At 69.0% G+C, this 26,165-nt stretch carries 21 protein-coding genes and 2 pseudogenes; 11 read left to right on the forward strand and 12 right to left on the reverse strand.

The annotated features are described in order from the left end of the window. Positions 1-174: 174 nt before the first annotated feature. The 4 genes and pseudogenes from ACFV2X_RS44400 to ACFV2X_RS44415 all read right to left on the reverse strand — a co-directional run. Positions 175-285, reverse strand: a pseudogene (locus tag ACFV2X_RS44400) (IS5/IS1182 family transposase); the annotation flags it as partial. A 92-nt stretch (positions 286-377) separates the two neighbouring features. Then, a complete protein-coding gene (locus tag ACFV2X_RS44405) occupies positions 378-1,400 on the reverse strand; it encodes an SDR family oxidoreductase (protein WP_385627401.1) in 1,023 nt (340 codons plus the stop codon). Positions 1,401-1,410: 10 nt separating this feature from the next. Further along, the gene (locus ACFV2X_RS44410; protein ID WP_385627403.1) at positions 1,411-1,911 is read right to left on the reverse strand and encodes a hypothetical protein; all 501 of its coding nucleotides are present in this window, start codon (positions 1,909-1,911) and stop codon (positions 1,411-1,413) included. Positions 1,912-2,119: 208 nt separating this feature from the next. Continuing rightward, positions 2,120-3,169: an aldo/keto reductase gene (locus ACFV2X_RS44415; RefSeq protein WP_385627406.1), complete on the reverse strand. Its 1,050-nt coding sequence runs from the start codon at positions 3,167-3,169 to the stop codon at positions 2,120-2,122. A gap of 76 nt (positions 3,170-3,245) precedes the next feature. On the opposite strand from ACFV2X_RS44415, the gene ACFV2X_RS44420 reads away from it, so the two are divergent. Then, on the forward strand, positions 3,246-3,788 hold the full coding sequence (locus tag ACFV2X_RS44420) for a TetR/AcrR family transcriptional regulator (protein ID WP_385627408.1): 543 nt from the start codon (positions 3,246-3,248) through the stop codon (positions 3,786-3,788). A gap of 68 nt (positions 3,789-3,856) precedes the next feature. Here the strand turns inward: ACFV2X_RS44420 and ACFV2X_RS44425 are convergent, their stop codons facing one another. Together ACFV2X_RS44425 and ACFV2X_RS44430 are read right to left on the reverse strand one after the other, a co-directional pair. Further along, the gene (locus tag ACFV2X_RS44425) at positions 3,857-4,786 is read right to left on the reverse strand and encodes an SDR family NAD(P)-dependent oxidoreductase (RefSeq protein ID WP_385627411.1); all 930 of its coding nucleotides are present in this window, start codon (positions 4,784-4,786) and stop codon (positions 3,857-3,859) included. A gap of 68 nt (positions 4,787-4,854) precedes the next feature. Then, positions 4,855-5,742, reverse strand: a complete 888-nt coding sequence (locus tag ACFV2X_RS44430) for an SDR family NAD(P)-dependent oxidoreductase (RefSeq protein WP_385627413.1) — start codon at positions 5,740-5,742, stop codon at positions 4,855-4,857. Between the two features lie 72 nt (positions 5,743-5,814). Here ACFV2X_RS44430 and ACFV2X_RS44435 point away from each other — a divergent pair, with 72 nt between their 5' ends. Beyond that, the gene (locus ACFV2X_RS44435) at positions 5,815-6,729 is read left to right on the forward strand and encodes a LysR family transcriptional regulator (protein ID WP_385627514.1); all 915 of its coding nucleotides are present in this window, start codon (positions 5,815-5,817) and stop codon (positions 6,727-6,729) included. A 232-nt stretch (positions 6,730-6,961) separates the two neighbouring features. Next, the gene (locus ACFV2X_RS44440) at positions 6,962-8,074 is read left to right on the forward strand and encodes an integrase core domain-containing protein (RefSeq protein ID WP_385627517.1); all 1,113 of its coding nucleotides are present in this window, start codon (positions 6,962-6,964) and stop codon (positions 8,072-8,074) included. A gap of 22 nt (positions 8,075-8,096) precedes the next feature. Here the strand turns inward: ACFV2X_RS44440 and ACFV2X_RS44445 are convergent. From ACFV2X_RS44445 to ACFV2X_RS44455, 3 genes and pseudogenes are all read right to left on the reverse strand, one after another. Beyond that, positions 8,097-8,261 (reverse strand): annotated as a pseudogene (locus ACFV2X_RS44445) (integrase); the annotation flags it as partial. 172 nt (positions 8,262-8,433) lie between these two features. Next, positions 8,434-9,210, reverse strand: a complete 777-nt coding sequence (locus ACFV2X_RS44450) for an IclR family transcriptional regulator C-terminal domain-containing protein (RefSeq protein WP_385627415.1) — start codon at positions 9,208-9,210, stop codon at positions 8,434-8,436. Positions 9,211-9,311: 101 nt separating this feature from the next. Beyond that, positions 9,312-10,016: a GntR family transcriptional regulator gene (locus tag ACFV2X_RS44455; RefSeq protein WP_385627417.1), complete on the reverse strand. Its 705-nt coding sequence runs from the start codon at positions 10,014-10,016 to the stop codon at positions 9,312-9,314. A 405-nt stretch (positions 10,017-10,421) separates the two neighbouring features. Here ACFV2X_RS44455 and ACFV2X_RS44460 point away from each other — a divergent pair, with 405 nt between their 5' ends. From ACFV2X_RS44460 to ACFV2X_RS44485, 6 genes are all read left to right on the forward strand, one after another. Then, the gene (locus tag ACFV2X_RS44460; protein ID WP_385627418.1) at positions 10,422-11,828 is read left to right on the forward strand and encodes an MmgE/PrpD family protein; all 1,407 of its coding nucleotides are present in this window, start codon (positions 10,422-10,424) and stop codon (positions 11,826-11,828) included. A gap of 18 nt (positions 11,829-11,846) precedes the next feature. Beyond that, positions 11,847-12,980, forward strand: a complete 1,134-nt coding sequence (locus tag ACFV2X_RS44465; RefSeq protein ID WP_385627421.1) for an ABC transporter ATP-binding protein — start codon at positions 11,847-11,849, stop codon at positions 12,978-12,980. After that, complete coding sequence (locus ACFV2X_RS44470) at positions 12,977-14,740, forward strand: ABC transporter permease (protein WP_385627422.1); 1,764 nt, start codon at positions 12,977-12,979, stop codon at positions 14,738-14,740. Before ACFV2X_RS44465 ends, ACFV2X_RS44470 begins: the two co-directional genes overlap by 4 nt. Next, a complete protein-coding gene (locus tag ACFV2X_RS44475; RefSeq protein WP_385627425.1) occupies positions 14,733-15,890 on the forward strand; it encodes an ABC transporter substrate-binding protein in 1,158 nt (385 codons plus the stop codon). Before ACFV2X_RS44470 ends, ACFV2X_RS44475 begins: the two co-directional genes overlap by 8 nt. 72 nt (positions 15,891-15,962) lie before the next feature. Next, on the forward strand, positions 15,963-17,105 hold the full coding sequence (locus ACFV2X_RS44480; RefSeq protein WP_385627427.1) for an acyl-CoA dehydrogenase family protein: 1,143 nt from the start codon (positions 15,963-15,965) through the stop codon (positions 17,103-17,105). A gap of 14 nt (positions 17,106-17,119) precedes the next feature. Continuing rightward, positions 17,120-19,189 carry a 3-hydroxyacyl-CoA dehydrogenase NAD-binding domain-containing protein gene (locus ACFV2X_RS44485; RefSeq protein ID WP_385627430.1) on the forward strand — a complete coding sequence of 690 codons (2,070 nt, stop codon included), beginning with the start codon at positions 17,120-17,122 and terminating at the stop codon, positions 19,187-19,189. A gap of 72 nt (positions 19,190-19,261) precedes the next feature. On the opposite strand, the gene ACFV2X_RS44490 is transcribed toward ACFV2X_RS44485, so the two are convergent. Beyond that, entirely contained in the window at positions 19,262-20,158 is an 897-nt protein-coding gene (locus tag ACFV2X_RS44490; RefSeq protein ID WP_385627433.1) for an acyl-CoA thioesterase, read from the reverse strand. 212 nt (positions 20,159-20,370) lie between these two features. On the opposite strand from ACFV2X_RS44490, the gene ACFV2X_RS44495 reads away from it, so the two are divergent. Beyond that, entirely contained in the window at positions 20,371-22,476 is a 2,106-nt protein-coding gene (locus ACFV2X_RS44495; RefSeq protein WP_385627436.1) for an acetate--CoA ligase family protein, read from the forward strand. Positions 22,477-22,706: 230 nt separating this feature from the next. Continuing rightward, positions 22,707-23,120: a MarR family winged helix-turn-helix transcriptional regulator gene (locus tag ACFV2X_RS44500; protein ID WP_385627439.1), complete on the forward strand. Its 414-nt coding sequence runs from the start codon at positions 22,707-22,709 to the stop codon at positions 23,118-23,120. On the opposite strand, the gene ACFV2X_RS44505 is transcribed toward ACFV2X_RS44500, so the two are convergent. Together ACFV2X_RS44505 and ACFV2X_RS44510 are read right to left on the reverse strand one after the other, a co-directional pair. Then, positions 23,066-24,925: a SpoIIE family protein phosphatase gene (locus tag ACFV2X_RS44505; protein WP_385627442.1), complete on the reverse strand. Its 1,860-nt coding sequence runs from the start codon at positions 24,923-24,925 to the stop codon at positions 23,066-23,068. The genes ACFV2X_RS44500 and ACFV2X_RS44505 overlap by 55 nt on opposite strands. A 19-nt stretch (positions 24,926-24,944) precedes the next feature. Beyond that, on the reverse strand, positions 24,945-25,925 hold the full coding sequence (locus tag ACFV2X_RS44510) for a GAF domain-containing protein (protein WP_385627444.1): 981 nt from the start codon (positions 25,923-25,925) through the stop codon (positions 24,945-24,947). Positions 25,926-26,165: the final 240 nt, after the last annotated feature.

Below are 26,165 nucleotides of genomic sequence, written 5' to 3' on the forward strand. Positions count from 1 at the left end.
CACGAACAACCCGCCGCGGCGCATGGCCTCAGCACCGGCAAAGTCCTGCGCACCCCGACCCTCGGCGGCCTCATCAACGAGTACAGATATGCAGCGTGACATGCAGCGATGACTTTTCGAGCGGCACAGCCTTCACTGGGCGCGCCGTCGCGCGCTTGTTCATCACGCGGCCCTCACGCAGCCACGGGGGTCTCGCACTGGCCTGCCCATCCGAGGCAGGGCCAGCAACGGGTCGATCGCCGCCCACGATTCATCGGTCAGTTCATGGCGTCGCACCACGAACAGGCCAGCATCGCCAACACTTTGCGGGCCCGGTTCAGGGCCAACTGCGCCGCTTCGCGTCGAGACCGTTCTGTGCGATGAGGCAGCCGACGAGGTTATGCGCCGATGCCGTGGGCGAGCAGGCTTTCGGCGGTGTCCGCGATCGTGTCCTCGATCGGACGTGCCTTCCAGCCGAGGAGCTTCTCCGCTTTCGCACCGGTGGCGTCGAGGTCGCGGCCCAGCTGGTGCTTGAGTAGGCGTAGTTCGGGGTTGACGGTGGCCAGGGCCCGGGTGAGCCAGACGGGCAGTTCGCGGGTCGGGGCCTTGGCGGCGCGTTCGCCCAGACGGTTGTGCAGGATGCGGGCGATGTCGATGACGCGCAGGCTGTGGCCAGCGACGGCGAGGAAGCGTTCGCCGGCGGCTGCGGGGTCGGTCATGGCGCGCACGTGCAGGTCGGCGACGTCGCGGACGTCGACGTAGCCCATGCCGAAGGGCGGGCAGGCGGGGAAGCGTCCCTCCAGCATCCTGCGGACCAGGCGCAGGGAGGGCGGGTCGTCGGGGCCGAGGAGGGGGCCGAAGACGCCCACGGGGTGTACGGCGGTCAGTTCCATACCGCCGCCTTCCTCCCGGATGAACTGCCAGGCGGCACGCTCGGCGAGGGTCTTGGAACGCTGGTAGGGCGGGATATCGGCGTCGATGTCGGTCCAGTCCTCCTCGGTGAACGGGGTGGAGCGTGGGGGGTGTCCGATGCCGACGGCGCCGAAGGCGCTGGTCAGCACGGTACGGCGGACGCCTGCGTCACGGGCGGCGCGCAGGACGCGCAGGACCCCTTCGCGGGCCGGGACGACCAGGTCGTCGTCGCTTGCGGGGGTGTGACGCAGGGTGGGTGAAGCGACGTGGAGGACGTGCTCGCAGTCGGCTGCGGCGGCGTCCCAGCCGTCGGAGTGCTGGAGGTCGGCGCGTACGACGGTGAGCCGGTCGTCGTCGAAGACGGCGGCCTCGTGCAGCCAGGAGCGCAAGGCCGGTTCGCGCTGTGGGTCGCGGACGGTGGTGCGGACGGTGTGGCCGGCGTCGAGCAGGGCGAGGATGCACCAGCTTCCGATGAATCCGGTCCCTCCGGTGACCAGTACGGGTGTCATGGGTGTCTCCTCAGCTGGTGGCGTGGATGGGAAGGGAGGTGGGTGGGGGTGTCACGGGCAGTCGTCGGGCGGCGATGCTGCTGGCGAGGAGGGCGTGACTGATCATGATCGGGTAGATAACGGCGCGTTCGAGCAGGCCGATGTTCCACATCCAGCCGGTGAGGGCGTCGGCCATGAAGAGCGGGAAGGCGATCAGACCCGCGGTGCCCAGGGCGATGCTCGCGGTCGAGTGGCGGCGGCTGAGGCCGATGCGGGCGCCGTTGGCTCCGGTGGCGATCGCCATGACGTTGCCGGCGAGCATGACGGTCTGCGCGCCGAGCGTGTGGAGGGCGATCAGGCCGTTGTCGACGTTGGTGTTGGAGCCTTGGAAGATGCCGACGAGGCCGACTCCGGCGCCGGCCAGGACGGCGAGTATCACGATGATGGTCGGGTGGATGCCCTTGCGCAGGTCGAACACGAGGAACGCGCCGACGGCCAGGAGGATGCCGTAGACCACCCAGCCGGTGTTCATGACGGCGCCGAGGGGTGATCAGCGACTTGCCCGAACGCGGTCTGGGGCGGGCCGGTCAGGCCGAGGTGACTGACCCAGTTGTGGAAGGGCGAGTACGGCGGGTCCTGCCATGCGGCGGTGACGAGCTCGGCCAGTCAGGACACGAGCGGGCCGAGCAGGATGAGGAGGGCTCCGGCGCGGGCGGCCGGGCCGGAGCGGACGATGGGGTTCATGACAGCGCCATTCCGGGGATGCGTCGGCGGATGGCCTCCAGCTCGGCTTCGTCGGAGACGCCCTGCCAGTCGTGGCGCGGGGTGTACGGGGCTTCAAGGGCGCGCACCTCGTCGTCGGTGAGGTCGATGTCGAGGGAGGCCACGGCCTGGTCGATCTGGCGGATGGAGCCGGCGCCGAGCAGGGGCGCGGTGACCACCGGCTGGCGGCGCAGCCAGACGAGCGCGATCTGGGCGCGGCTCACACCGTGAGCGTCCGCCACCTGGCCGACCGCGTCGGTGATCGCCTTGTTGGACGCTTCCTGCGCGGGTGAGTAGAGCAGATCGGCGTAGGCCGCGTCGGTTTCGGCGCGCTGGGTGGAGCGGGCGTCGTCCCAGGCCCGGGCCAGGCGGCCGCGGGCCAGGGGGGACCAGATGAGGGTGCCGACGCCTTCGTCCAGGCACAGCGGGATCATTTCCCGTTCCTCTTCGCGGGCGAGGAGGTTGTAGTGGTTCTGCATCGACACGAACCGCGCCCAGCCGTGACGCTTCTGCAGGTGGAGGGCCTTGGCGAATTCCCAGGCGTGCATGGAGGAGGCGCCGAGGTAGCGGACCTTGCCGGCCTGCACGAGGTCGCTGAGGGCCTGGAGTGTCTCCTCCCAGGGGGTGGAGTGGTCGTTGCGGTGGATCTGGTAGAGGTCGATGTAGTCCGTGCCGAGGCGGCGCAGGGAGTGGTCGACCTCGGTCATGATCGCCTTGCGTGACAGTCCGCGTCCGTTCGGACCCGGGCGCATCGGGTGGCGCAGTTTCGTGGCGATGACCACGGCGTCGCGGTCGGCGTAGTCCTTCAGTGCGCGGCCGAGGATCTCCTCGCTGGAGCCGTTGGAGTACAAGTTCGCGGTGTCGAAGAAGTTGATGCCCGCCTCCAGGGCGTGCTTGATGAGCGGGCGAGCCTCCTCCTCGCCCTTCGACCAGACGGGGTGCCCGCGGTCGGGTTCGCCGTAGGTCATGGCGCCGACGGCGATCGGTGACACGTCCAGGCCGGTGGTGCCGAGCTTGATGTAGTGCATGGTGCCCCTCTAAAGTAAGTGGAGAGCTCTCCGAATAACGTAGTGGAGAGCTCTCCACTTAGCAAGGGGAGATCTCGTGGTCCGATCCGACGCCCGTGAGAACAGGGCACGCATCCTCGCTGCCGCCCGCGAGGTGCTGGGCGAGGACGGCGCCACGTCGATGAACCAGATCGCCCAGCACGCCGGCGTCGGCCCTGGCACGCTGTACCGCAACTTCCCCACCCGCGAGGCGCTGGTCCTGGCCGTCTATCAGGACGAGGTCACCCGCATCACCGGCACCGTGCCCGACCTGCTCGCCGAGCTGCCGCCCCTGGACGCGCTGCGCGCCTGGACGCTCGACCTGGTCGAGGCCATGCGCAGGAAGCACGGCTTGGGCGAGGCCCTCAGCCCCAGCGCGCACCAGGCGATGAGCGACCAGAGCTACGGCCCGGTCATCACCGCGATCACCGAGCTCCTCGACGCCGGCAAGAAGGACGGAAGCATCCGCGCGGACGCGGACCCCGCTGACTTCCTCCAGCTCACCGGCGCGCTCTGGCGTGCCGCCGCCGTCCCCGAGGACCGCGCTCCCCGGATGCTCGCGCTCATCCTCGACGGGCTGCGCGCACAGTCGCAGCTCTGAAGGCCAGTCGAAGACCGGCTGAGGACCGTGTGCCGCCGGTGGCTGGCGGTCGTATCCGGCAGAGATGCCTAGCGGGCCTGTGCGAGGAGTTCCCGCGACAGGTCCCACAGGCGCCCGGCGTTGTCCGGGTCGACGGCGTAGCGGGCGACCCCGTGCAAGGTGCCGGTGCGGCGGTCGACGACGTCGCTCTCGTTGCAGTCGACGAAGTAGCGGCCGCCCGCGCCGTCGAGGAGCGGTGAGGCGGCGAGCAGGACGGACGTCGCCGCTCCCTGCTCGACCGTCTTGATCAGATGGTCGGGGACCAGCCCGCTGCCGCGTCCGGCGGTGTGCCGTTGCAGGTTCGTGTGGATGGCGCCGGGCATGCACGCGTTGGCGGTGATGTTGTCCCCGGCCCAGCGGCGGGTCGCTTCGACTGCGAAGAGGACGTTCGCGGTCTTGGACTGGCCGTAGGCAAGCCACGGATCATAGGGGCGGAAGGCGAAGTTGACGTCGTCCCACACGATCGGGGAGCGCTGGTGACCGGAGGAACTCACCACGACCACACGCGCGTTGCCGTCGGCGGCCAATGCCCTGTGCAGGCCGGTGGCGAGGGCGAAGTGCCCCAGGTGGTTGGTGGCGAACTGCCATTCCCAGCCCTGCTCGGTGTACTGCTCGGGGCAGGCCATGACGCCCGCGTTGTTCACCAGGACGTGCAGCGGGCCGCGCCAGGCGGCGGTGAAGGCGGTGACGGACGCGGGATCGGACAGGTCCAGGTGCGCCACGTGCACGGCGTGACGTCCGGTGGAGGCGCTGATGTCCTTGGCGACGTGTTCGCCGGAGGCGACGTCCCGCACGGCGAGGGTGACTTCCGCGCCTGTGGCGGCCAGAGCCCGGGCCGTCTCGGCGCCGAGCCCCGACGAGGCACCGGTGATCACCGCGCGACGGCCGGTGAGGTCGACACCCCGCGTCACCTCGTCCGTCGTGCTGGAGAAATCGAAGGGGGTGGTGATGAGGTTCACGAGCGAACTCCCTGCTGTGTTCTCTGAGCCGGCTGTGTCTTCGAAGCCGGCGCGACGACTCGGCGTGTTCAGGAGGTGAGCATCCGGTCCTGTTCCACGGGGGGTGTGCCGTCGTGCCAGGGCAGGACCTTTCCGAACCGCACCAGTTCGCCGTACAAGGCGGGGTCCACGTGCTCGGCGAAGACCAGGTCGAGCACGGCTTCGGCGGCCCTAGCGGGTGTCTGGGCCCGGCTGTGGTCGCTGAACCAGGGCCGCGAGGTGCCAGTGTCGACCATGCCCGGGCACACGGCCGCGATCAGGGTGCCGCCGGCGAGGTCGCGTGCGCGGCGCTCGGCGGCGACGGCGCGGACGGCGGCGACCTGAGCCACCTTGGACGGCACGTTCAGCCACAGGGGCCAGCCCGCCTCCCGCGCCGTCCTGTTGCGGACGGCGCTACGCCAGGACTCCACGGCGTACTCGACCTGGTCGAGGCTCGCATCGTCGAAGAGGTGGTGAAGCCGGGTATCGAGATGACCGAGCGTGCCCAGGCTGCTGGCCACGACCAGGAGCCGGCCGCCCGGACGCAGGACGGGGCCGAAGGCGCGCAGGACCGCGTGGGTGGCGGTGTTCGAAACGTCGATGAACTCATCGGCCCGCTCGGCCTGGGACTCCTCGGGCAGAAGGCGGGCGACTGCGTTGGACACGACGACGTCGACCCCGCCCTGCCGTGCCCCGAGCTCCCCGGCGAGACGGGCGATGGCATCGGTGTCGGTGACGTCCAGGACACGGCCCTCGACGCGGGCACGAGTGCCGGGCAACCGGCCGACCTCATGGGCGGCCTCCCCCACCCGTTGTCGGTTGCGGCCGGTGAGCAGGACGAGATCGCCCTCGTTCATGCGGGCCGCCAGTCCCTCGGCCAGGGCGCGGCCCAACCCTTGGTTGGCGCCGGTGACAAGAGCGATGCGAGAAGCGGTCATGCCTGCCACGCTAGAAGCGCCGCGCACCATGCGTCCAACGAGAGTTCGGAACATGTGGTATGCGTGATCGTCATGAACTTCGAGGACGTCTCCCTCACCGCGCTGCGCGTCTTTCGCGCCGTCGCCGAGCACGGGACCTTCACCGCGGCAGCCACCTCACTGGGCTACACCCAGTCCGCCGTGTCCCGGCAGGTGGCAGCGATCGAACGGGCCGCGGGCACGCAACTGCTGCAGCGTCGGCGCGAAGGAGTACGGCTGACCGCGGCCGGCCGCACCGTCCTGCGCCACGCGACGGTCGTGATCGACGAGATCGAGGCGACCGCCAGGGAACTGTCCGGCCTGCCCGCCGCGGCCGGTACCGTCCGATTGGGATGGATCCCCAGCGCAGGAGCCGTCCTCCTCCCCAGGGCCCTCACCGAGCTCAGCCACACCGACCCCAGCCTGCGGGTCGTCAGCCGCGAGGGCACCACCCCCGTCCTGGTACGCGCCCTGCGCGCCGGCAGCCTGGACCTGGTCCTGCTCGGCTCGGCGCCACCCTTCCGCCCGCCGGACACCGAGACACCCCCGCTCGTGTTGGAGACACTCACCGAACGCGCCCTGCGCCTGGCGGTACCCGCCACCCATCCGCTCGCCCGCGGCGACTTCGTCGACGTGGCCGACCTCCGGGGACAGCGCTGGATCGCGAGCCCTTCCTCCGGCGAGGACCGTTTGATGGGCGTATGGCCGGGTCTAGACGAACGACCCGAGATCGCACACACCGTCCGGGACTGGTGCGCCAAACTTCACCTCGTCGCCGCTGGTTCGGGGCTGACCACCGTGCCCGCCGCCCTGGCCCCGGCCGCACCCGAAGGCGTCCGCATCCTCCCCGTACGCGGCGGCCCTCAGGAACAACGGCGACTGCTCCTGGCCAGCCTCGGCCGCCGTCCCACGCAGTCCGTCAACCGCGTAGCGGCTGCCCTCCGCGCCGCCGCCCGCGCTGTCACCTGACAGCGCCTACCGGGCGCGGCCGTGCCAGCCGTGCAGTTCCCGGAGCGCAGGGCTGCCAGCATGGGCGAAGCTCGAAACGCCCTTTCACCGCAGTCCGCGCCGCGTTCGGCCGCGTACCCGGGAGCAACGCGCCGCTGATTCCGGCAGTGCACGCCTGAAGGGTGTCTTTATTGGCGTACGGTGGTTGACCTGGGGCTTTGCGATCGCCCAAGTATGGGCATGATCAGTGATCGTGGGTCTGCGACTTCTCTACCTGATCTTCTGCCGCCTGCTGGGCTGCCTGCTTTTGCTGGGCCGCTCGACCGCCGCGAACAACGCCGAGATCCTTGCCCTTCGTCATGAGGTCGCTGTGCTGCGTCGACAGGTCGAGCGGCCGCGGCTTTCATGGGCTGATCGTGCCGTGCTCTCCGCTCTCGCACGGCACCTGCCATCCGTCTTACGCCGCCATCGGCTGGTTACCCCGGGCACCCTGCTGGCCTGGCACCGCCGTCTGGTGCACTGGAAGTGGCGCCCGGCGGCGGTCGGATCCGGTCGTCCGCCGTTGCCGGAAGCGACAGTCGCGCTCATCCAGCGCCTGGCGAGAGAGAACCCGACCTGGGGATACGTCAGGATCCAAGGTGAGCTTCGACGGCTTGGCCATCGGGTTGCCGCCGCCACGATCCGGCGCGTTCTGCGCCGCTCCGGTCTGCCGCCCGCACCGCAGCGAGCAAGCCAGCAGACCTGGCGTTCCTTCCTGCGAGCCCAGGCCCACACGCTGCTTGCTTGCGATTTCATGCACGTGGAGACCGTCTTCCTAAGACGTCTCTACGTGTTCTTCGTCATGGAGATCAAGACCCGGCGCGTTCATGTCCTGGGTGTCACCGCACGTCCCACCGGGGCATGGGTCACCCAACTCGCCCGCAATCTGCTCATGGACCTCGAGGAGAGGGCTGGGTGTTTCCGGGTCCTCATCCGTGACCGGGACAGCAAGTTCACCGCCGCGTTCGACGCCGTCTTCGCCGGCAACAGTACAGTTGTCATCCCGACCCCGCCGCAGAGCCCACGGTCAAACGCGTTCGCCGAACGATGGATACGCACAGCCCGCGCCGAATGCACCGACCGACTCCTCATCACTGGTGAACGACATCTGCGCACGGTCCTCACCACGTATGCGGAGCACTGCAACGCCGGACGAGCCCACCGCGGCCTCGACCTACGAGCGCCCGACGACGACCCGAACGTCATCCCCCTGACAGCTGCCGCGGTCAGGCGCCGCCAGGTACTCGGCGGACTGCTCAACGAGTACCACACCACGCCACCCCGACCGCCTCATCATCCACAGCAAACGTGCAGCTCAGCAGCCTAATTCGAATATTGACACCCTTCAGGTCCGCGGGTTCGAACCGTACTCGTCCTTGTAGTTGGCGTCGTAGCACGGCGTTTTCATGGCGCAGGACGAGAAGTTCGGCCTCCTTCGAGGTGTCCCGCCGTAGAAGCACCGTCGGGACGGCGAGGAGGCGTCGAGTCACCTGGTACAGGAGCGACACGATCATCCCATTCTGGTCGCAGCTCTCTGCACGCTGGGTGGGGCGTTTGACCAGCAGCGATGAATAACCAAGCCCCACAGGATGTGCCGATCGCACCCGACCCCTCCCCGCGTCCGCGCCTCCTTGTCGACAGCCCGACGAGGCTCTTCGACTTCGACTGGGCCCTCTCCCTCAAGGATCAGGGCATGCTGGCGAAGCGCAGATCGGCCGAGATGGCCTCGGCCGTCTCGATGACCCGCGGTACGAACCGCGAGCGCAGCTCCCTCAGGGAGACCCGAGCCGCGTTGGCCGAGACATTGATCGCCGCGAGCACCTGCCCCTCGCTGCCCCGAACCGGAGCCGCGGCCGACCGCACCCCTTCCTCACGCTCGCCGTCCACGACGGCGTAACCCTGGGCACGCACCCGCGCCAATTCGGCCGCGAATTCCTTGGGGTCGGTGATCGTACAGGCGGTGAGCCGTGGCAGCGCTCCTTCGGGGAGACCCGATGCCAGCTCCGACTCGGGAAGTGCGGCCAACAGCACCCTGCCCATGGAGGTCGCATAGGCGGGCAGCCGTGAACCTGTGCTCAAGGTGATCGTCATGCTGCGTGGCGCGGGCACCCGCGCCACATAGACGATCTCCGCTCCGTCCAGGGTGGCCATCGAGCAGGATTCGCGCAGCTCGTCCGCCAGCGCCCGCATATGCGGCTGTGCGCTCTCCCAGTAAGGAAGTGCAGACAGATAGCCGAAGCCGAAGCGCAGCACTCGGGGGGTGAGCCGGAAGCTGCGGCCGTCGCTCTGTGCGAACCCGAGCCGCTCGAAGGTGAGCAGCAGCCGTCGCGCGGTCGCCCGGGTCAGACCGGTGGCCTCAGCGGCTTCGCTGACCGTCATCCGCGGGCACTGTGCCGAGAAAGACTGCAGCAGTCGGAACGCCTTCTCCACCGAGTCGATGACGTCGGGATCCTGCCTCGACACTCGTGGGCCTCCCCGTCCGAATCGAAGATCGATGCGGCCACGCTACCTCAGCACTCGGAGCGCTCCCCGTGCCTGGTGACGGTGCGGTTGTGTTCCGCACCTCACTGAGGCTGGAAATCCTGATGGTCGTCGCTCCCTGCCGCACGGAGGGCGGGTTCGCGTTCGCGGATGACGGCCGCGCGACGGATGTGCGCGGCGGTCAGCTCGCCTGCCGCCGTCGCGTCGCCCCGGACCACCGCGTCGAGAATGAGGTCGTGGTCGTGCTGCAGTTCTGCGGCGTGTTCCGCCGTCCAGATCGTGGCCGAGGGCGTGAACCGCACCCACAGTGCGTCGACGTACTGGACGACGAGAGGGGATGACTGCTCATAGATGGCGAAGTGGAAGGCGCGGTTGAGCACGGACAGCTCCGCGGCCGTCGCCTTGCCGCCGCGCTGCGACTCCGCGAGGACGCGGTGGTGCTCGCGGATCAGGTCCAGCCCCGCGGGGGTCATGCGTTCCACCGCCATCGTGGCGGCCGTGCTCTCGGCAGCGGCCCGTAGACGGTAGAGGTCGCGCGCCGTGTCGGGAGTCATCTGCCGGACGGAGGCGCCCTTGTGCGGGGAGTAGGTGATCACCCCGTCGGCCTCGAGTAGCCGCAGCGCCTCGCGTACCGGCGTCGGGCTCACGCCGTAACGCTTCGCCAGCTCCGTCTGCTTGATTAGTTCCCCAGGGCGGATGATGCCGCGGGTGACTTCGTCGCGGATGCGCTCGGCGACATAGGCAGTCCTGCTCAGCGGGGGCGCGGAGCCGCCGTCATCCCGAACCATCGCGCTCCTCTGTATCGTGGCCGGCCTGGGCCGGCGCTCGTTATTCTGTACTCAATAATGTACAGCGTGTAGAGCAAGCGCAGGGGAGTAAGGCGGTAACTCACGCCTCAAGGTAGGGGCCAACCACGTCCCGATGTGGCCCCTGCGTCGGCGTTCCCTGCGCCGACCGCGCCATCGCTCCGCGTCCTCGGGCTTTCGCCGTACTTCGGTCGGCCTGTGCCACTCATCAGCGTATTCGGGCCGGCAGGCGCACCGTGAACCGACCGCCCGTCAGTGGGCATCGAAGACTCTAGACAACACTCTATAGACTATGTAATGTCCGCGACTGCGGGGAGCGGGACAGTGGCGTGGCTCACGTCGCCTCCGAGAATGCCCCCCTCTCAGCGTCGAGAGTCTGGAGTCCGAATGACCAAGCAAGTAGGGCTGACCTGGGATGTCGCGGAATGGGTCGTCGCGCAGCAGCACACCGCGTTGCCTGACGCTCTGCACCGTCATGTGCGGCGGATGATCCTTGACCACCTGGCCGGAGTCGTCGCGAGTTCCGTGGGGCCGGTCTCGGCATCGGTCGCGGCTCACGCCGGACGGACGTATCCCGGTGATGTCGCCACCGCCATCGGGCACGGCCGCATATCAGCCCTGGGGGCGGCGCTCATCAATGGGACGAACGGCCACGGGATAGAAGCCGACGAGGGCTACACCCCTGGGAGCATGCACCCGACGTCGGTCATCCTCCCCGCCGTCTTCGCGGTTGCTCAGGAGCGCCGGATCGAAGCCGAGCGGGTTCTCGTCGCCGCGGCCATCGGAATGGAACTGTCCTGCCGTATCGCCGCCGCCGGACACCCGGCGACGCGGAACAACCACTTCCACAACACTGCCATCGCCGGCGTGCTGGGGGCGGCCGCCGCCGTGAGCGTGCTGCTGGATCTGGACGCGAGCGGCGTGGCCAATGCTCTGGGCATCGCCGCCTCGCACGCCAGTGGCCTGTTCGAGTTCCTCAGCGGTTCCGCCGAGGTCAAGCGGCTGCATCCCGGAAAGGCCGCCCGCGACGGAATCGTCAGCGCTGATCTGGCGCTCGCGGGACTGACCGGGCCGACGACGGTGCTGGAAGGACGGGACGGCTACTTCGCCGCGTTCGCCGGCGCCGAGGGCACGGACTGGTTTCCCGAGACGGTGCGGGACGGGCTGGGGGAGCGGTGGGTGCTCCTGAACACCTACGTCAAGCCGTATCCGTGCTGCCGCCACCTCCATGGCGCGATCGACGCCGTGCTGGCGCTCCGGAAGGAGCACGCGATCGACCCCGCACAGATCGATCGGATCCACGTCGGAACGTTCAAGATCGCCACCAATCACGCCGGGACGGTCCTCGACACCGTGCTCCAGGCGCAGCTCAGCCTTCCTTTCACGGTGGCGGTGGCGCTGCTCCGCGGTTCGGTCACCCTGACCGACTTCGACGTGAAGTCGCGACATGATGACGAGGTGGCTGCCCTGATGGGCAAGGTCACCGTCGAACTCGACGCGACGGCCGACGCCGCCTATCCCAAGACCGGCCGGCCGGCCGATGTCACGGTCACGCTGAGCGACGGTACCCGGCTGCGTCACCGAGTTCAGCATCCCTACGGAGAACCGGCGAACCCGTTGTCGGACGAGGCCCTCGAGGGAAAGGCCAGGGGGCTCGTCGAACCGGTCATCGGTGCGGCCGGTTGCCAGGAACTCATCGCGGCGGCGTGGAACTTCCGCGATCTGGACTTCCTCGACGGACTCGACCGCGCGGTACGCCGCGAGGCCGGCCGCCACAGCGCGCTGTCGGCGTGAGCGGAGAGGAGCCCACTCATGAAGGTTGACGTGCGTGGCCTGGAGCTCGTCTACGGCGACTTCGTGGCCATCAGAAATCTGGACCTCACCATTGAGGACGGGCAGTCCGTCGTACTCCTCGGGCAGTCCGGATGCGGCAAGACCAGCACCATGCGGTGCATCGCAGGGCTGGAGTCGCCCACCCGGGGATCGATCTCGATCGGTGACAAGGCGGTCTTCGACGCCGCACGCGGCAAGGCCGTTCCCGCCTTCCGGCGCAATGTGGGGATGGTCTTCCAGTCGTACGCCGTGTGGCCGCACAAGACGGTGCTCGAGAACGTCGCGTTCCCCCTGAAGATGAAGGGCGTTGCCAAGGGCGACCGCCGCCGTGAGGTATTGGCGGTCCTCGAGGTCGTGGGACTGGCGCATCTCGCCGACCGGGGCGCCAGCATGCTCAGCGGCGGTCAGATGCAGCGGGTCGCCCTGGCCCGTTCGATGGCGATGGCCCCCGGTGTGCTGTTGCTCGACGAACCGCTGTCGAACCTGGACGCGCGGCTCCGTGACGACCTGCGCGTCGAACTCCGGCGCATCCAGGTCGAGCGCGGCCTGACCAGTCTGTATGTCACCCATGACCAGCAGGAGGCGCTCGCCCTGGCCGACCAGATCGCGATCATGCAGGAGGGACGGGTCACCCAACTGGGCACGCCCGAAGAGATCTACCAGGCCCCCGCCAGCGCCTCGATCGCCTCGTTCCTCGGCGTGACGAACATCTACCCGGTCAAGCCCTCGGCCTCCTCGCGACACGTCGAGCTGACCGACCACTCCGTGACCCTGCGTGCCGCCACGTCCCCGCCGGACGGCCCGTCCAGCGTCTGCATCCGGCCCGAGGACGTCCAGGTCGGCCTTGCCCCGTCGGCCCCTGCGGCATCAGCGGACCGGGACGGGACGACGAACTCCTTCGCGGGCACCGTCGACGTCGCGGTCTTCCAGGGCTCATCCATACGGTGCAAGGTCACCACCGACTCGGGGCTGCGCATCGAGGCCATCTGCCCCCCGCCGGCGACGGGGCACCTCTCCCACGGCGCGCGCGTCATGGTCCGTATCGACCCGGAACGGGTGAAGGTAGTCCCCAACACGGTTCCGGAACTGGCGGAGTCGGTGATGGCGGCATGAGCGCGACTCTCCTCGATTCCGAGCCGGCCACCGTCGAACCGGCCAAGCGGCGGCGCCCGCAAAAGGCGGGCCGCCGCGCCAGGCTCCTCAGCCTTCCGCTGCTGGTGATTGTGGGGTTCCTCGTCCTGGTACCGGCGGGTTTCATCCTGCTCGCCGCGGTGAGCGAGGACGTGCCACGGCCTGGCAGCATCGGTTTCGACCTGACCTTCGACAACTTCCGGATACTCACCGAGGCGGGGGTGCTCGAAGCGATGGCCGACTCGTTGCTGATCGCCGTGTCCGCGACGGTGCTGGCGCTGCTGATCGGCGGGTTCCTCGCCTTCCTGACCGCACGGACCGACATCCCGTGCAAGGGCTTCGTCTTCCTGATCGGCCTCATGCCGCTCTTCCTGCCCTCCTATGTCGGGGCACTGGCCTGGTCCATCCTCGGCAGTCCCGGGGCAGGGCTGATCAACATCGGCTTCCGCGACCTCGGCCTGACCGGCCCCGTCGACATCTACTCGGTACCCGGCATCGTCATGGTGATGGCGATGTACTACGCGCCGTACGCCTTCCTGATGATCCACAGCGCGATGTCGCTGATGAATCCGGACCTGGAGGACGCGGCGGGGGTTCATGGCGGGTCGGTCTGGAGGACGATCCGGTCGGTGACGGTGCCCCTGGCGCTTCCGGCGATCCTCGGATCGGGTCTGCTGATCTTCGTCCTCGTCTTCGAGAACTTCCCGGTCGCACAGATGCTGGCCACCCCCGGCAACATCAACACCCTGCCGACCTTCATCTACAAGCTGATGAACGCCGCGCCCTCGCGCGGAAACGAAGCGGCGGCCGTCGCGGTCGTGCTGGTCGCCGTCGTCGTGACCGTCACACTCTTCCAGCGGCGTATCCTCGCCAAGCGCTCGTACACCACCGTGTCTGGTAAGGGGGTCAAGGCGCGCACACTGTCGCTGGGCCGGTACAAGGCGCCTGCCCTGGCCGCGGCGCTGCTCTACTTCCTGCTGGCCATCGTGGGCCCCCTCCTGGGGCTGTTCCTCTCGGCCATTCGTACCTCGCCGTACATGAGCTCTTTCGACAGCCTCACCGAGCCGGGGGCACTGAACATCACGTCCTTCGCCGACGCCGTGTCCTCCGATGTGTTCGCCAAGGCCGCCACCAACAGCGTGTTCGTCTCGGTGCTGGCGGCGCTGGGCGGAACGGTCCTGGCCTTCCTCGCAGGATATGTGGTGTACCGCACCAACTCCTGGGCGCGAGGCGCACTGGAAGCGCTGTCGATGATCCCGCTGGCCATTCCCGCCGTGGTGCTCGGCATCGGACTGCTGTGGACCTGGCTGGTGATGCCGGTGTCCGTCTACGGGACCCTGTGGGTGCTGATCCTCGGTTTCATCGCGGTACAGATGCCCCAGGGCTTCCGCGGCATCGCCGCGGCGATCCAGGCCACCGACCGGGACCTCGAGGACAGCGCGGTGATGCTGGGCGCCCGACGGTCACGGGCGATCTCCTTCGTCACGCTGCCGCTGCTGCGGACCGCCGTCTCCTCGACGTTCCTCCTGCTCCTCATGCTCAGCATGAGGGAGCTGACCGTTCCCCTCTTCCTCTACACCACCGACACCGAGACCCTGTCGATCGCCATCTACGACCAGTTCGAGAACGGCGGAGCGCTGCGGGAAGCGTCGGCCACCGCACTCGTCTACTGCCTGATCATGTTCGTCCTGAGCTACCTTCCGCGCCGTCTCGGCGCACGAAACGGGGGCCTCGGTGCGTAATCGAATCCCACGGCGCCGCGGACACCGCGGCCGGGCCCGCTACCTCACCACGGCCGTACTGGCTCTGTCGGTCATGGCCTCGGCGACGGCCTGCGGTGACCTGTCGGCCACCAAATCCAAGGAAGCCCGGGAGCTGCTGCCCCCTCCGGCCATCGACCGGTCGAACGGTCTGCGCATCGACGGCGAGCTGGTGGCGGACCGGAAGCTGTACGAGGCGGCGAAGAAGGACACGGTCATCCTCTATTCGGGAACCGGCAAGGAGGCCGAGGACCTCGCCGTCGCCCGGTTCGAGCAGGACACGGGCATCAAGGTCGAACTGACCCGGCTGCCCACGAACAAGCTCGCCGAACGTGTCCTGTCGGAAAACGGCGCCGGCAAACTGTCGGCCGAGGCCATCCGCATCACCGACCCCCGCATCGCCCAGCAGCTCGCGAAGGCGGGTGTCTACGTCCCGTACCGCACCCCGTTCCACACCAAGCTGCGCAGGCAGAAAGCGGTGACCAACGATCGGTTCTGGACCGGGTACTACTTCGTCAACGCGCTGGGCTACAACTCGGCCCTCGTCACGGACCATCCCCCCACGCGGTGGGAGGATCTGACCGCCTCCCGGTACCGCGACAAGCTCGGTGTCGTGGCCATCACCACGGGCGGGACCCTGAATGCTCTGGCCCGCTTCCAGATCGAGAGCTTCGGACCCGAGTTCCTCATGGCGCAGGGACGGCAGAACGCGCGTATCTTCGACTCGACCTCCACTGAGGTCGACGCGCTCGCCCGCGGCGAGATCTCCGTGGCCTCCCTCAGCTTCAACAACGCCTTCGCCGCCCAGTTGGCGGGCGCGCCGATCAAGCTCGTCATCCCGGAGAAGGGGATCTCCGCCTCGGCAGGTCCCCTGGGGCTGACCGCCGCGGGAGTCAGAAGTCCTGCCGCCCGGGTGTTCGCGAACTGGCAGATGTCCAAGGAAGGCCAGAGCTTTGCCGCGGCCCAGGGATTCGTTCCGGCCCGCACCGATATCAAGCCGGTCAAGTCCGGTGAATACCAACTGCCCCAGGCCGACTCGCCCCGCTTCCACCTGCTGACCGAGAAGGGGTTCGCGCAGCACGCGGACGCCGACGCCAAGGTCTGGAAGAAGGCGTTCGACTTCATCGGATGAGCGCGCTGATCCGCCGTGGCCGCCGATCCGCCATCGCACACCTCCACAAGAGACACAAGGAACCGCATACGCATGCCAGACACGACGACCGAACGTCAGGATCTCGTCGACTCCGTCCGATCCTTCGCCCGCCGCCACCTGGCCGACGGCGCGCTGGAGCGCGCCCACGACCCCCGGTACTCCTGGGACATCGCCCAGCTGCTGGCCGACCAGGGACTGCTGGGCCTGACCATCTCGGCCGAAGACGGCGGGCAAGGAGCCGGGCTGGCGAACGCCGTGGCTGTGATCCAGGAGATCGCGCAGGTCTGCCCAAAGAGCGCTGACATCCTCCAGGCCGGAAACTTCGGCGCGATCAGGACGTTCGCCGAATTCGGAACGAGCCGACAGAAGCAGAAGTACCTGCCCGATCTGCTCGCCGGACGCGCGCTGCTCTCCTTGGGCATGAGCGAACCGGAAGCCGGCTCGGCTGCCACCGAGCTGAAGACCACCGCCACCGAGGACGGCGATTCGATCGTCGTCAACGGCACCAAGATCTGGTCGACCCACAGCGTCGACGCCACCCTGTTCCTGGTCTACGTCCGGTTCGGCCCGGGCACCTCCAACATCGGATCGGTCCTCATCGAGCGCGGCACCGAGGGCTTCACCCTCGGATCCCCCTCGTCGTACATGAGCGGCGAGACCTGGGCGCAGCTGTACTTCGACAACTGCCGCATCCCGAAGGAGAACATCCTCCTGGGCCCCGGCGGATTCAAGAAACAGATGAGCGGCTTCAACGTCGAGCGCATCGGCAACGCCTCCCGCGCCCTGGCCCTGGGCCGTCTGGCCTTCACGATCGCCAAGGACCACGTCAGCCGAAGGACCCAATTCGGGCGCACCCTCAACGAGTTCCAGGGACTCCAGTGGAAGTTCGCCGAGGTGGCGGTCGCCCTGGACGCGGCCGGAGCACTGCTCGACCGGGCCGTCCGCAACGCCGAGGACGGGCTGCCCTCGGCCTATGAGACATCGGTCGCCAAACTCGCCGCGAACGAGGCGGGCTTCCGCGCGGCCAACGAGGCGATGCAGGCCATGGGCGCGATGGGATACAGCACCGACACCCTCGTCGAGTACTGCATGCGGCGCACCCGCGGATGGATGATCGCCGGGGGGTCGACCGAGATCCTGAAGAACCGGATCGCCGAGGAAATCTTCGGCCGGCGCTTCAGCCAGCGCGGGTGAGCGGTGAGGAGACCATGACTGTGGAGAACACCGGGGCCGGGCGGCGATGGGGCCCCATCACCCTCACCACCGAACAGGACGTGGCGCTGCTGATCATCGACCACCCTCCTGTCAACGCCAGTACTGCTGAGGTGCGGGCCGGTCTGCTCGCCGGCATCGAGGCGGCCGGCCGCGACGACATGATCACGGCCGTCGTACTGATCGGGGCCCAGCGCCACTTCATCTCCGGCTCGGACCTGCGGGAGTTCTCCGGGCCCTTGCCGGAACCGCAACTCCCCGCGGTGATTGCCGCGATCGAACAGTGTCCCAAACCCGTGGTGGCGGCACTGGCGGGTGCCACGCTGGGCGGCGGGTTCGAACTCGCGCTCGGGTGCGATGGCCGGATCGCCCTGGCAGGAGGGACGGTCGGATTTCCCGAGGTGACCCTCGGGATGATTCCCGGTGCCGGCGGGACCCAGCGCACCCAACGGCTGGTCACCCCCGCCCGGACCCTCGAACTGGTCACCTCCGGCGCCCGGATCCCGGTCGAGCTGGCGCACGACGAGGGGCTGGTCGACGAGGTGGTGATGTCATCGCTGCGTGACGAGGCGATCAGGTTCGCCCGGAAACTGGGCGGCAAGCGGGTGCTGCGCGCCCTGCCGGTACGCACGGACCCGCCCGGAGCAGTCGAGGAGGCTGCCCGCGCGGCGCTTGCCCGTGGTGCGGCTCGCCCGGCCGTCGTGGCCGCCGTGGGCGCGGTCCTCACCGGGACCGCCGTACCCGTCGGGCGCGCCCTCGCCCACGAACGTGCCGCGTTCAACCGGTTGCGCACCGGGACGGAGGCGGCCGCGGTGCGCCACCTGTTCTTCGCCCGCACCGCGGTGCGGAAGGCGAACCGGCCCAGCGGGAACGCCGAAGTCGGCCACGTCGGTGTGGTCGGGGCAGGGACCATGGGGGCCGGGATCGCCCGCGCCCTCGTGGAGGCCGGCATCGCGGCCACCGTGGTCGACCAGGCCCCCGAGGCGGCGGATCGTGCTGTTGACGCGCTGCGCGGCACCTACGAGCGAATGACGTCCTCCGGGCGTCTCTCGTCCGATGAGGCCGGCAGACGGCTTGGCCTGCTTTCGGCCGGCTCAGGGTTGCGGGATCTCGCGGCGGCCGACCTGGTCATCGAGGCGGTGTACGAGGACACCGACGTGAAGACGGATGTCCTCAGGCAACTGGAGAACATCACGGCTCCGGACACCACCATCGCGACGAACACCTCCTACCTCGACGTCGACGTCCTGGCGTCCGCGCTGGAGGAGCCCTCCCGCCTCGTGGGTCTGCACTTCTTCAACCCGGCACACCGGTCTGCGGTCCTCGAGGTCGTGCGCGGCGCGCGTTCGTCGGACCGGACCATGGACATGGCACTGACGATCGCCCACGCCCTGCGGAAGCTGCCGATCATCGCAGGCGTGTGCGACGGCTTCATCGGAAACCGGATATACAACGCCTACCGCCGACAGTGCGAGCTGATGGTGGAGGAAGGAGCGGCGCCCGAGCAGGTCGACCGGGTGCTGGAGGACTTCGGCTTCGCGATGGGACCGTTCGCTGTCTCCGACATGTCGGGTCTCGACATCGCCTGGCGGATGCGGCAACGCAGAGCGGCCGACCGGGACCCGCGCGAGCGATACCCGGACATCGCGGACCAACTCTGTGAGCTGGGCCGGCTGGGACAGAAGACCGGCAACGGCTGGTACCACTACGAGCCCGGATCGAGGACACCCGTACCGGACAGCCGGGTGGCCGAACTGATCGACCGGTCCCGGCGGTCCAAGGGCATCGAGCCGCGAACGTTCACCGGTCCCGAGATCGTGGACCGGGCGCTGATGGCGATGGCCAACGAAGCTGCTCTGCTCCTGGCCGACGGCATTGCCGACCGCGCCACAGACATCGACCTCATGCTGACGCTCGCCTACGGCTTCCCGGATCACGAGGGCGGCATCACCTTCTGGGCGCGCGGCCAGGACCCGGCGGTACTGGACCGGAGCCAGAAGCGGCTCGGCGAGGCGACCGGGTGGGGCTTCCGCCCAGGGCGCTTGTCGCTTCTCACCGCCGGCTGAGGGCGGAGTGCGCCGCGCCGGTTGATGGCGGACCGCGGGTTCACGGTCCGCCATCGGCGTGCCGCTGTGGCGTCAGCGGTGGCCGGAGATCACCCCCTGCTGCACCACCGACGCGGCGAGAGCGCCGTCCTGCCGGTGAATCAGTCCTCGCGCCAGTCCCAGCCCCGACGAGCTGAACGGGCTGTCCTGGACGTAGAGCAGCCAGTCACCCGCCCGCACATCCGCGTGAAACCACATCGCGTGGTCGACGCTGGCCACCTTGCGGTGCCCCGGTCGGTCCAGTTCGCCGCGGGCCTTGTGAATCGCGGGAAGAAGGGAACGGTCCGAGGCAAAGGCCAGGACCGAACGCTGGACGTTCTGGTCGGCATCGACGACGGGAGCGACTCGGAACCAGAAACACCGCATCGAGGGATCGTCCAGGAACTCATCGTCGACGTACCTCACGTCCAGCGGACGGGAACCGGTCCACCAGTCCCGACGGCTGCGCCAGTTGAAGCCGTCGGGACAGTGCTTGTTCTCGCTCCGCTCGTGCAGCGGAGCCAGTGTCTCGGGCTCGGGGACTGACGGCATCGGCAGCCCGCGGACGCCGCCGTCGCCCCGGGGCTCGGCAAACGTCACGTTGAACGCCAACAGCGTGCGACCGTCCTGTTCGGCGTGCACCGAACGCACCGAGAAGGAACGGCCGTCGCGCACCCGGGACACCGCGTACCGGATCTCCCGATCCGGCTGCCCCGAGCGCAGGAAGAACGTGTGCAGCGAATTCGCGACACGAGTGGCCTCAACGGTCCTGGCGGCCGCGAGCAACGCCTGCGCCAGCAGGTGCCCCCCGAAGACGCGTTGGTCGAAACCGCGTGGTGGGAAACCGGTGAAGGCGTCCCCGCCCGCCGGTATCAGCGCGAGACGCTCCACGAGCGGATCGGTATTGATCACCGCTTCCCGCGAGGACTCGTCTCCCTGCGTCAGTTCCATGTGTGGCACTCCTTCACGTGCTGCCCCCCGTCTCAAAGGGGATGGCGCCAGGGGTCTGTAGACAACATTCTATAGAGTATGGAACTATCGCGCCGAGGGGTGGCGATGTCAGCGCCCTCGTCACCTCATCCAGGACGACCAGGCGTCCACACGGCACCTTCGAGTCGGCGCCACCGCGCCACCGGCGCGGTCACCTTCAGGAGATGACGGCCATGCAGAACCCAGCCTCCCAGCACGCGCTTGCTCAGGCTCTCTTGAGCCCGCGCAGTGTCGCCATCGTGGGAGCGTCCGACAATGCGGCCAAGACCACCGGACGGCCGCAGCGGTTCCTCGCGCACGCGGGCTACACCGGGAGGACGTACTTCATCAATCCCCGCCGGGACAGCGTCCAGGGGGTGAAGGCCTGGCCGAGCCTTTCCGCCCTGCCCGAGGCCCCGGAGCACGTCTACATCATGACCGGCGCTGAGACGGCCATCGAGGTGGTCGGCGAGTGCGCCCGGCTCGGTGTGCGGATCGCCACGGTGCTCTCCTCGGGCTTCGCCGAAGAGGGAGAGGCGGGTCGCGAACGCGAAGACCGGCTCCGGGCGAAGGCCGCCGAGGGGGAGGTGCGACTGGTCGGGCCGAGCAGCCTCGGTGTGATCAACCCGCGCAACGGAGTGATGCTCACCGGGAACGCGGCCTTCGGCGAGCCGGACACCCCGCAGGGCGGCATCTTCGTCGCCTCGCAGTCGGGCAGCGTCATCGGTGCGCTGGTGAGCCGTGCGCGTGGCCGCGGCATCGGGTTCGCCGGACTCGTCTCCACCGGAGGCGAAGCCGACCTCTCGCTGGGCAGTATCTGCGAAGCCACTCTCGACGATCCGGGCATCACCTCATACGCGCTCTTCCTGGAGTCGCTGCGTCACGCGGAGGACCTCGCCTCCTTCGCGGCCGCGGCCCACAAAGCGGGCAAGCCCGTCGCCGTGTACAAACTCGGCAGGTCACAGGAAGCCGCAGCCCTGACGGTCTCCCACACAGGCGCGCTCGCGGGCGAGGACAGCGAGTCGGAGGCGTTCTTCGCTGCGTGCGGCTTCAGCCGGGTCTCACACTTCGAGTCCCTCGTAGAGGCCCCCGCGCTGCTGCGGCGGATCCCGGCCTCCGCAGAACGCGGCACTCCGCGGATCGGCGTGGTCACCACCACTGGTGGCGGAGCGGCGGTCATGGTCGATCAGCTCGCGTTGCGGGGCATGACCGTCGTGGGCCCCAGCTCCGAACTCCTGGACCGTATGGCGGAGGCGGGTGCGGCCGTTCCGCACAGCCTGATCGCGGACCTGGGGCTGGCCGGGGCGAAGCACGACATCGTGACCAATGCGCTGCGGGTGATGCAGGACAGCGGCGAGTTCGACCTGATCGTTTTCGTCATCGGGTCCTCGGCACGGCTCAACCCCGAACTGGCGGTGCACGCGATCGCCGAGCGCGGCGATCACAAGGTGCCACTGGTGGCGTTCGCCCTTCCCGAGGCCCCCGAAGCCGCGGAGTTGCTCAACCAGTCCGGGGTGCCGGCCTTCCGGACCCCGGAGTCGTGCGCCGACGTCGTCGCTGCGGCATTCACCCGCCGACCGGCCACCATCGGCGAGCACACGCGGTTCGCCCAGGGCACCAGGGCCGAGGCGATGGTCCTGGACGAACAGGCGTCTGCCGCCCTCCTCGATGGGCAAGGGGTCGTGACGGCACCCGCGGTTGCGCTCGCCGTGGCGGATCTGGACGGCCCGATCGACCTTCCCTTCGAGTATCCAGTGGTGGTGAAGGCCCTCTCGGCCGAGCTGCCGCACAAGAGCGAGGCCGGCGGTGTGGTCCTGGGTGTGCGTGACGCCGAGGGCGTACGGGCCGCCGCCCGCGCCATCGTCACCGATGTTGCCGCCTACGATCCCAAGATCGGTGTCGACCGCGTCCTGGTGCAGCGGATGATGGACCCCGGTCTCGCCGAGGCACTCGTCGGCTACCGGCTGAGCCCCGACGTCGGCCCCATCGTGGTGCTGTCCACCGGCGGTGTGCTGGCGGAACTGTTCGCCGACTCCGCCGTCAGGCTGGCGCCCGTGACACACGAGACGGCTCTCGACATGATCCACGAGGTCAAGGGACTGTCGGTCCTCAAGGGATACCGGGGCGCGCCGGCCGGCGACGTCCAGGCGCTCGCCCGCGTGATCGTCGGCATATCGCACCTCGCCACCGACCACCCCGATGTGCTCGAAGCCGAGGTGAATCCGATCGCCGTCGGTCGCGCCGGTGCGGGAGTCACAGCTCTGGACGCTCTTGTCCGGCGCCGGGCGGCCACGCCGTGAGACCGACGGATCGCCGTGGGGTTCTTCCGCTCCACGGTGATCCCGGCAGCGCCGCCGCGGCGGCCAAGGATGGGAGACCTGGCAGGTCGCTCGTGGCGGTCGGGGACCGGTGTGGTTTCTCTGTACCAGGACTCGATGACCGAGGTCGCGCCTGGCGGGGCGTTCGGGAAGCCCTGGGAGCAAAGCAACCTCTTGTCCGCTCCTCGGGCCGCCCCGCCTGCACTCGGCGTGTGCCCCAGGAACAGACCGACGCAGATCATCTGCACTTCTGGTCGTTCATCGAACACGCGGTGGAGCGGGTCGGCCGGGAAGTGTGCCGTGTGGACCCGCTCGCGATGAGGTTGGCCGGCATGAGCAGGGCCGCGGTATCGGCGCTGGTGAACACGGTGGAGAGGGGCGGTCTGGTGGGCAAGGAGCGTGCCGCGTATGACGGACGCGCGCTCCAGCTCCGTCTCACGGACGCCGGCCAGGAGGCCATCACCTCGGCCTTCCAGGCCCATGACGAACGCCGGTGGATCCACGACCACCTCGGCGCAGCCGATCACACCTGCGTACACGGTGGCCCCCGACGGGGAACCACCGTGATCGTTCAGCCGACGGGGATGGACTGCTCGGTCCAGATCACTTTTCCGACGTCGGTGTAGCGCGTCCCCCAGCGGTGGCAGAGCTGGGCGACGAGGAACAGGCCTCGGCCACCCTCGTCGGTGTGACGGGCACGGCGCATGCGCGGGGAGGTACTGCTGCCGTCGGACACCTCGCAGACAAGTCCTTCGTCACGCAACAGGCGTACCTGGACGGGCTCGCAGCCGTAGCGGATCGCGTTGGTGACCAGCTCACTCACGATCAGTTCGGTGCTGAACGCCAGTTCCTCCAGATCCCAGTCGCAGAGCCGTCGGGTGATGGCATCACGGACAGCGGAAACCTGGGAGGGGGCCGATGGAACTCCCCAAACGGCCACCTGCTGACTGTCCAGCCCTTGGAGATCGGCGACCAGCACAGCCACGTCGTCGTCGAGCCTCCCGGACAGCAGCGCCTCCAGAACGGCGTCACAGGTCTCCTCCGGCGACGAGCCCGAGCCGGAGCCCAGCAGGGCGTGCCGGAGCAGTTTCAGGCCGTCGTCGAGGTCGCGGCCGCGACGCTCGACGAGACCGTCGGTGAAGAACACCAGCCTGCTGCCGGCTGCCAGTTCGATCTCGGTCGTCTCGAACGGAATGCCGCCCAGACCCAGCGGTGGCCCCGGGGGCAGACGCAGGAACCTGACGGAGCCGTCCGGACTCACCAGGGCGGGTTCGGGGTGGCCGGCCCGTGCCATGGTGCAACGCCGGGTCACCGGATCGTACACGGCGTACAGGCAGGAAGCGCCGATCACGCGCTCGTGGCCCTCCTCGTCGTCCAGTCGGCAGGCCAGGTCGTCGAGCCCGGTCAGCAGGTCCTCGATGGGGAGGTCCAGGGCGGCGAAGTTGTGCACCGCGGTACGCAGCCGGCCCATGGTGGCGGCGGCATGCACACCATGGCCGGTCACGTCGCCCACGACCAGGGCGACCCGGCAACCGGACAGCGGGATGACGTCGTACCAGTCCCCGCCCACGCCCGACCGGGCCGGCAGGTAGCGGTACGCGGCGTCCACGGCGTTCTGGCGTGGCAGGCCCCGGGGCAGCAGGCTGCGTTGCAGGGCGAGTGCGGTGGCGTGCTCGCGGGTGTACCGGCGGGCGTTGTCGATGCACAGGGCGGCTCGGCCGACGAGCTCCTCGGCGAGTGTCATGTCGTCGTCCTCGAAGGCGGGGGACTGATCGGTCCGGACGAACGTGACCACACCGAGTACGGTGTCCCGGGCCCGCAGGGGAGCGGCGACCAGCGAGCGCGCTCCCTGATCGAGCAGTGCCGCACAGCGTTCGGGGTCCTGGGTCCGCCAGCCGTGCGCCTCACTGAGCATCGGCTCGTGCACGGCCCGTCCCCCGGCGAGGCAGCGTGCCTGTGGCGTCGCGGGTGCGTATACGACGGTGTCCCCGACGGGGTACCAGAGGCCGTGCCCCAGGGCATCGGAAGAGGCGGTACGCCGCAGCACGGGTGTGGTTCCGGGGCCGGGGGCCTCGCCCTCCGGTACACCCTCTGCGAGGTCGACCGCGCAGAAGTCGGCGAACTCCGGAACGGCCACCTTCACCAGTTCCTCGGCGGTGCGGCGCACGTCCAGTGTGGTGCCGACGCTCACACCGATATCGCAGAGCAGCGCCAGCCGACGCCGCGCGAGCACGGCCAGCCGGCCGATGGCCGGTTCCCCGACGGCAACCAGCCAGCCGCCGTCATCACCGCCGGACCCGGGGCCCTCCGCCACATCGTGGTGCGGGAAGGTGCCGGCGGGGCGGGGAGCGATCGTGCGGGCCTCGGCCGGCGAACCGCGGAGCGGGAAGGACCGCGCGATCGCGGCGGAGGACGACGGCGGAACCGTCATGTTTCTGGTCCGGTCGGGGTCATCGCTGGCTACTGTGGCGGGCTGTCGGTGGTCCCTGTCCAGAACGCTGGCCTGCACGATGAAGCCGGTGTCCTCGGTGTCGCCCGCCCCCGCCGCACGCGAGGCCCCAATAGCATCGGGCATGCGTCGGCAGAGCAGAATCACCGTTCCGCCGGACGAAATCGATACCTCTCTCACGGCCGGGCTGCCCTCCGCGATCAACTCGGCGGCTGTCTCCGACAAGATGGCCCGGTCCCGGCTGTCGAGCATGTCCCAGGGCGGTCCGGTGCCGCGCAATCGCCTGGAAGTACGTCTGCTCGCCCGGGCGAACTCCAGGAGCAACTCTCTCCCGCCGAGTCGAACGCTCCAGCAGCCGGCGCTCGATCGCTGTAGCAGCCGCGCGGACGTAATCCAGCATGGGAGGAGCGGCGTCCGTGCGCAGGCTCGTGATGTCCAGTACTCCCTCGATGCGCCCGCTGAGCGGCTCGCGCACCGGGGCCGCGGCACACGTGAATGAATCAAATGCGTGGGCGAAATGCTCGGGCCCCGCGATATAGACCGGCCGCCGCTCGGCGAGCGCAGTGCCGATGCCATTGGTGCCGCTGGTCCGCTCGGGGAAGCCGAAACCAGGGATCAGCAAGGCTTCCCGGAAGAGACGCCCCAGAGCCGAGTCCCGTACCCGCCGCTGGATGACCATGCCCTGGCCGTCGCAGATGGCCAGAGCGACGCGCTGGCTGCCGAGGCGTATCTCCAGTTCGTCCAGGACGGGCTGGGCGGCGGCCGTGAGCAGGCCCTGGGTGTCCAAGTCCTCGTTGTACAGCCAGCCGGGGTCCTCAGCCTCCACCCCGAGTGACCTGCTGCGGCGCCAAGAGGCCAGGATGCAGTCCCTGACCGCTCGCATCGGTATGCGATCATTCAGAAACTGTTCGTGCGCCGCCTCCAGCGCGGCCCATTCCTCCGGGCCGCCGCTGTCCGTCCAGCGGAACACCACCTCGATCACTTCCCCGTCAGCACTCTGACCGGTGCGATGCAGTTCTACTTCTTGTATTGATTTGCTGGCTTTCAGGCTCGCATCCTCTGCGTGCCCCCTCGTCTGGACGGGGGGACAACCGCGCCGCGCGGCGAACTCCCCGTACGGCCGATCCTGTGACCTCGGCGAGCAGGGTGGCCGCGCGCTCCACGATGTCCAGCGCCCCTGCCGGGCCCCAGGGCAACGCGTGAGGACGAGCGGTGTGTATCG

The sequence above is a fragment of the Streptomyces sp. NPDC059679 genome (assembly GCF_042734105.1).
Lineage (GTDB): Bacteria > Actinomycetota > Actinomycetes > Streptomycetales > Streptomycetaceae > Streptomyces.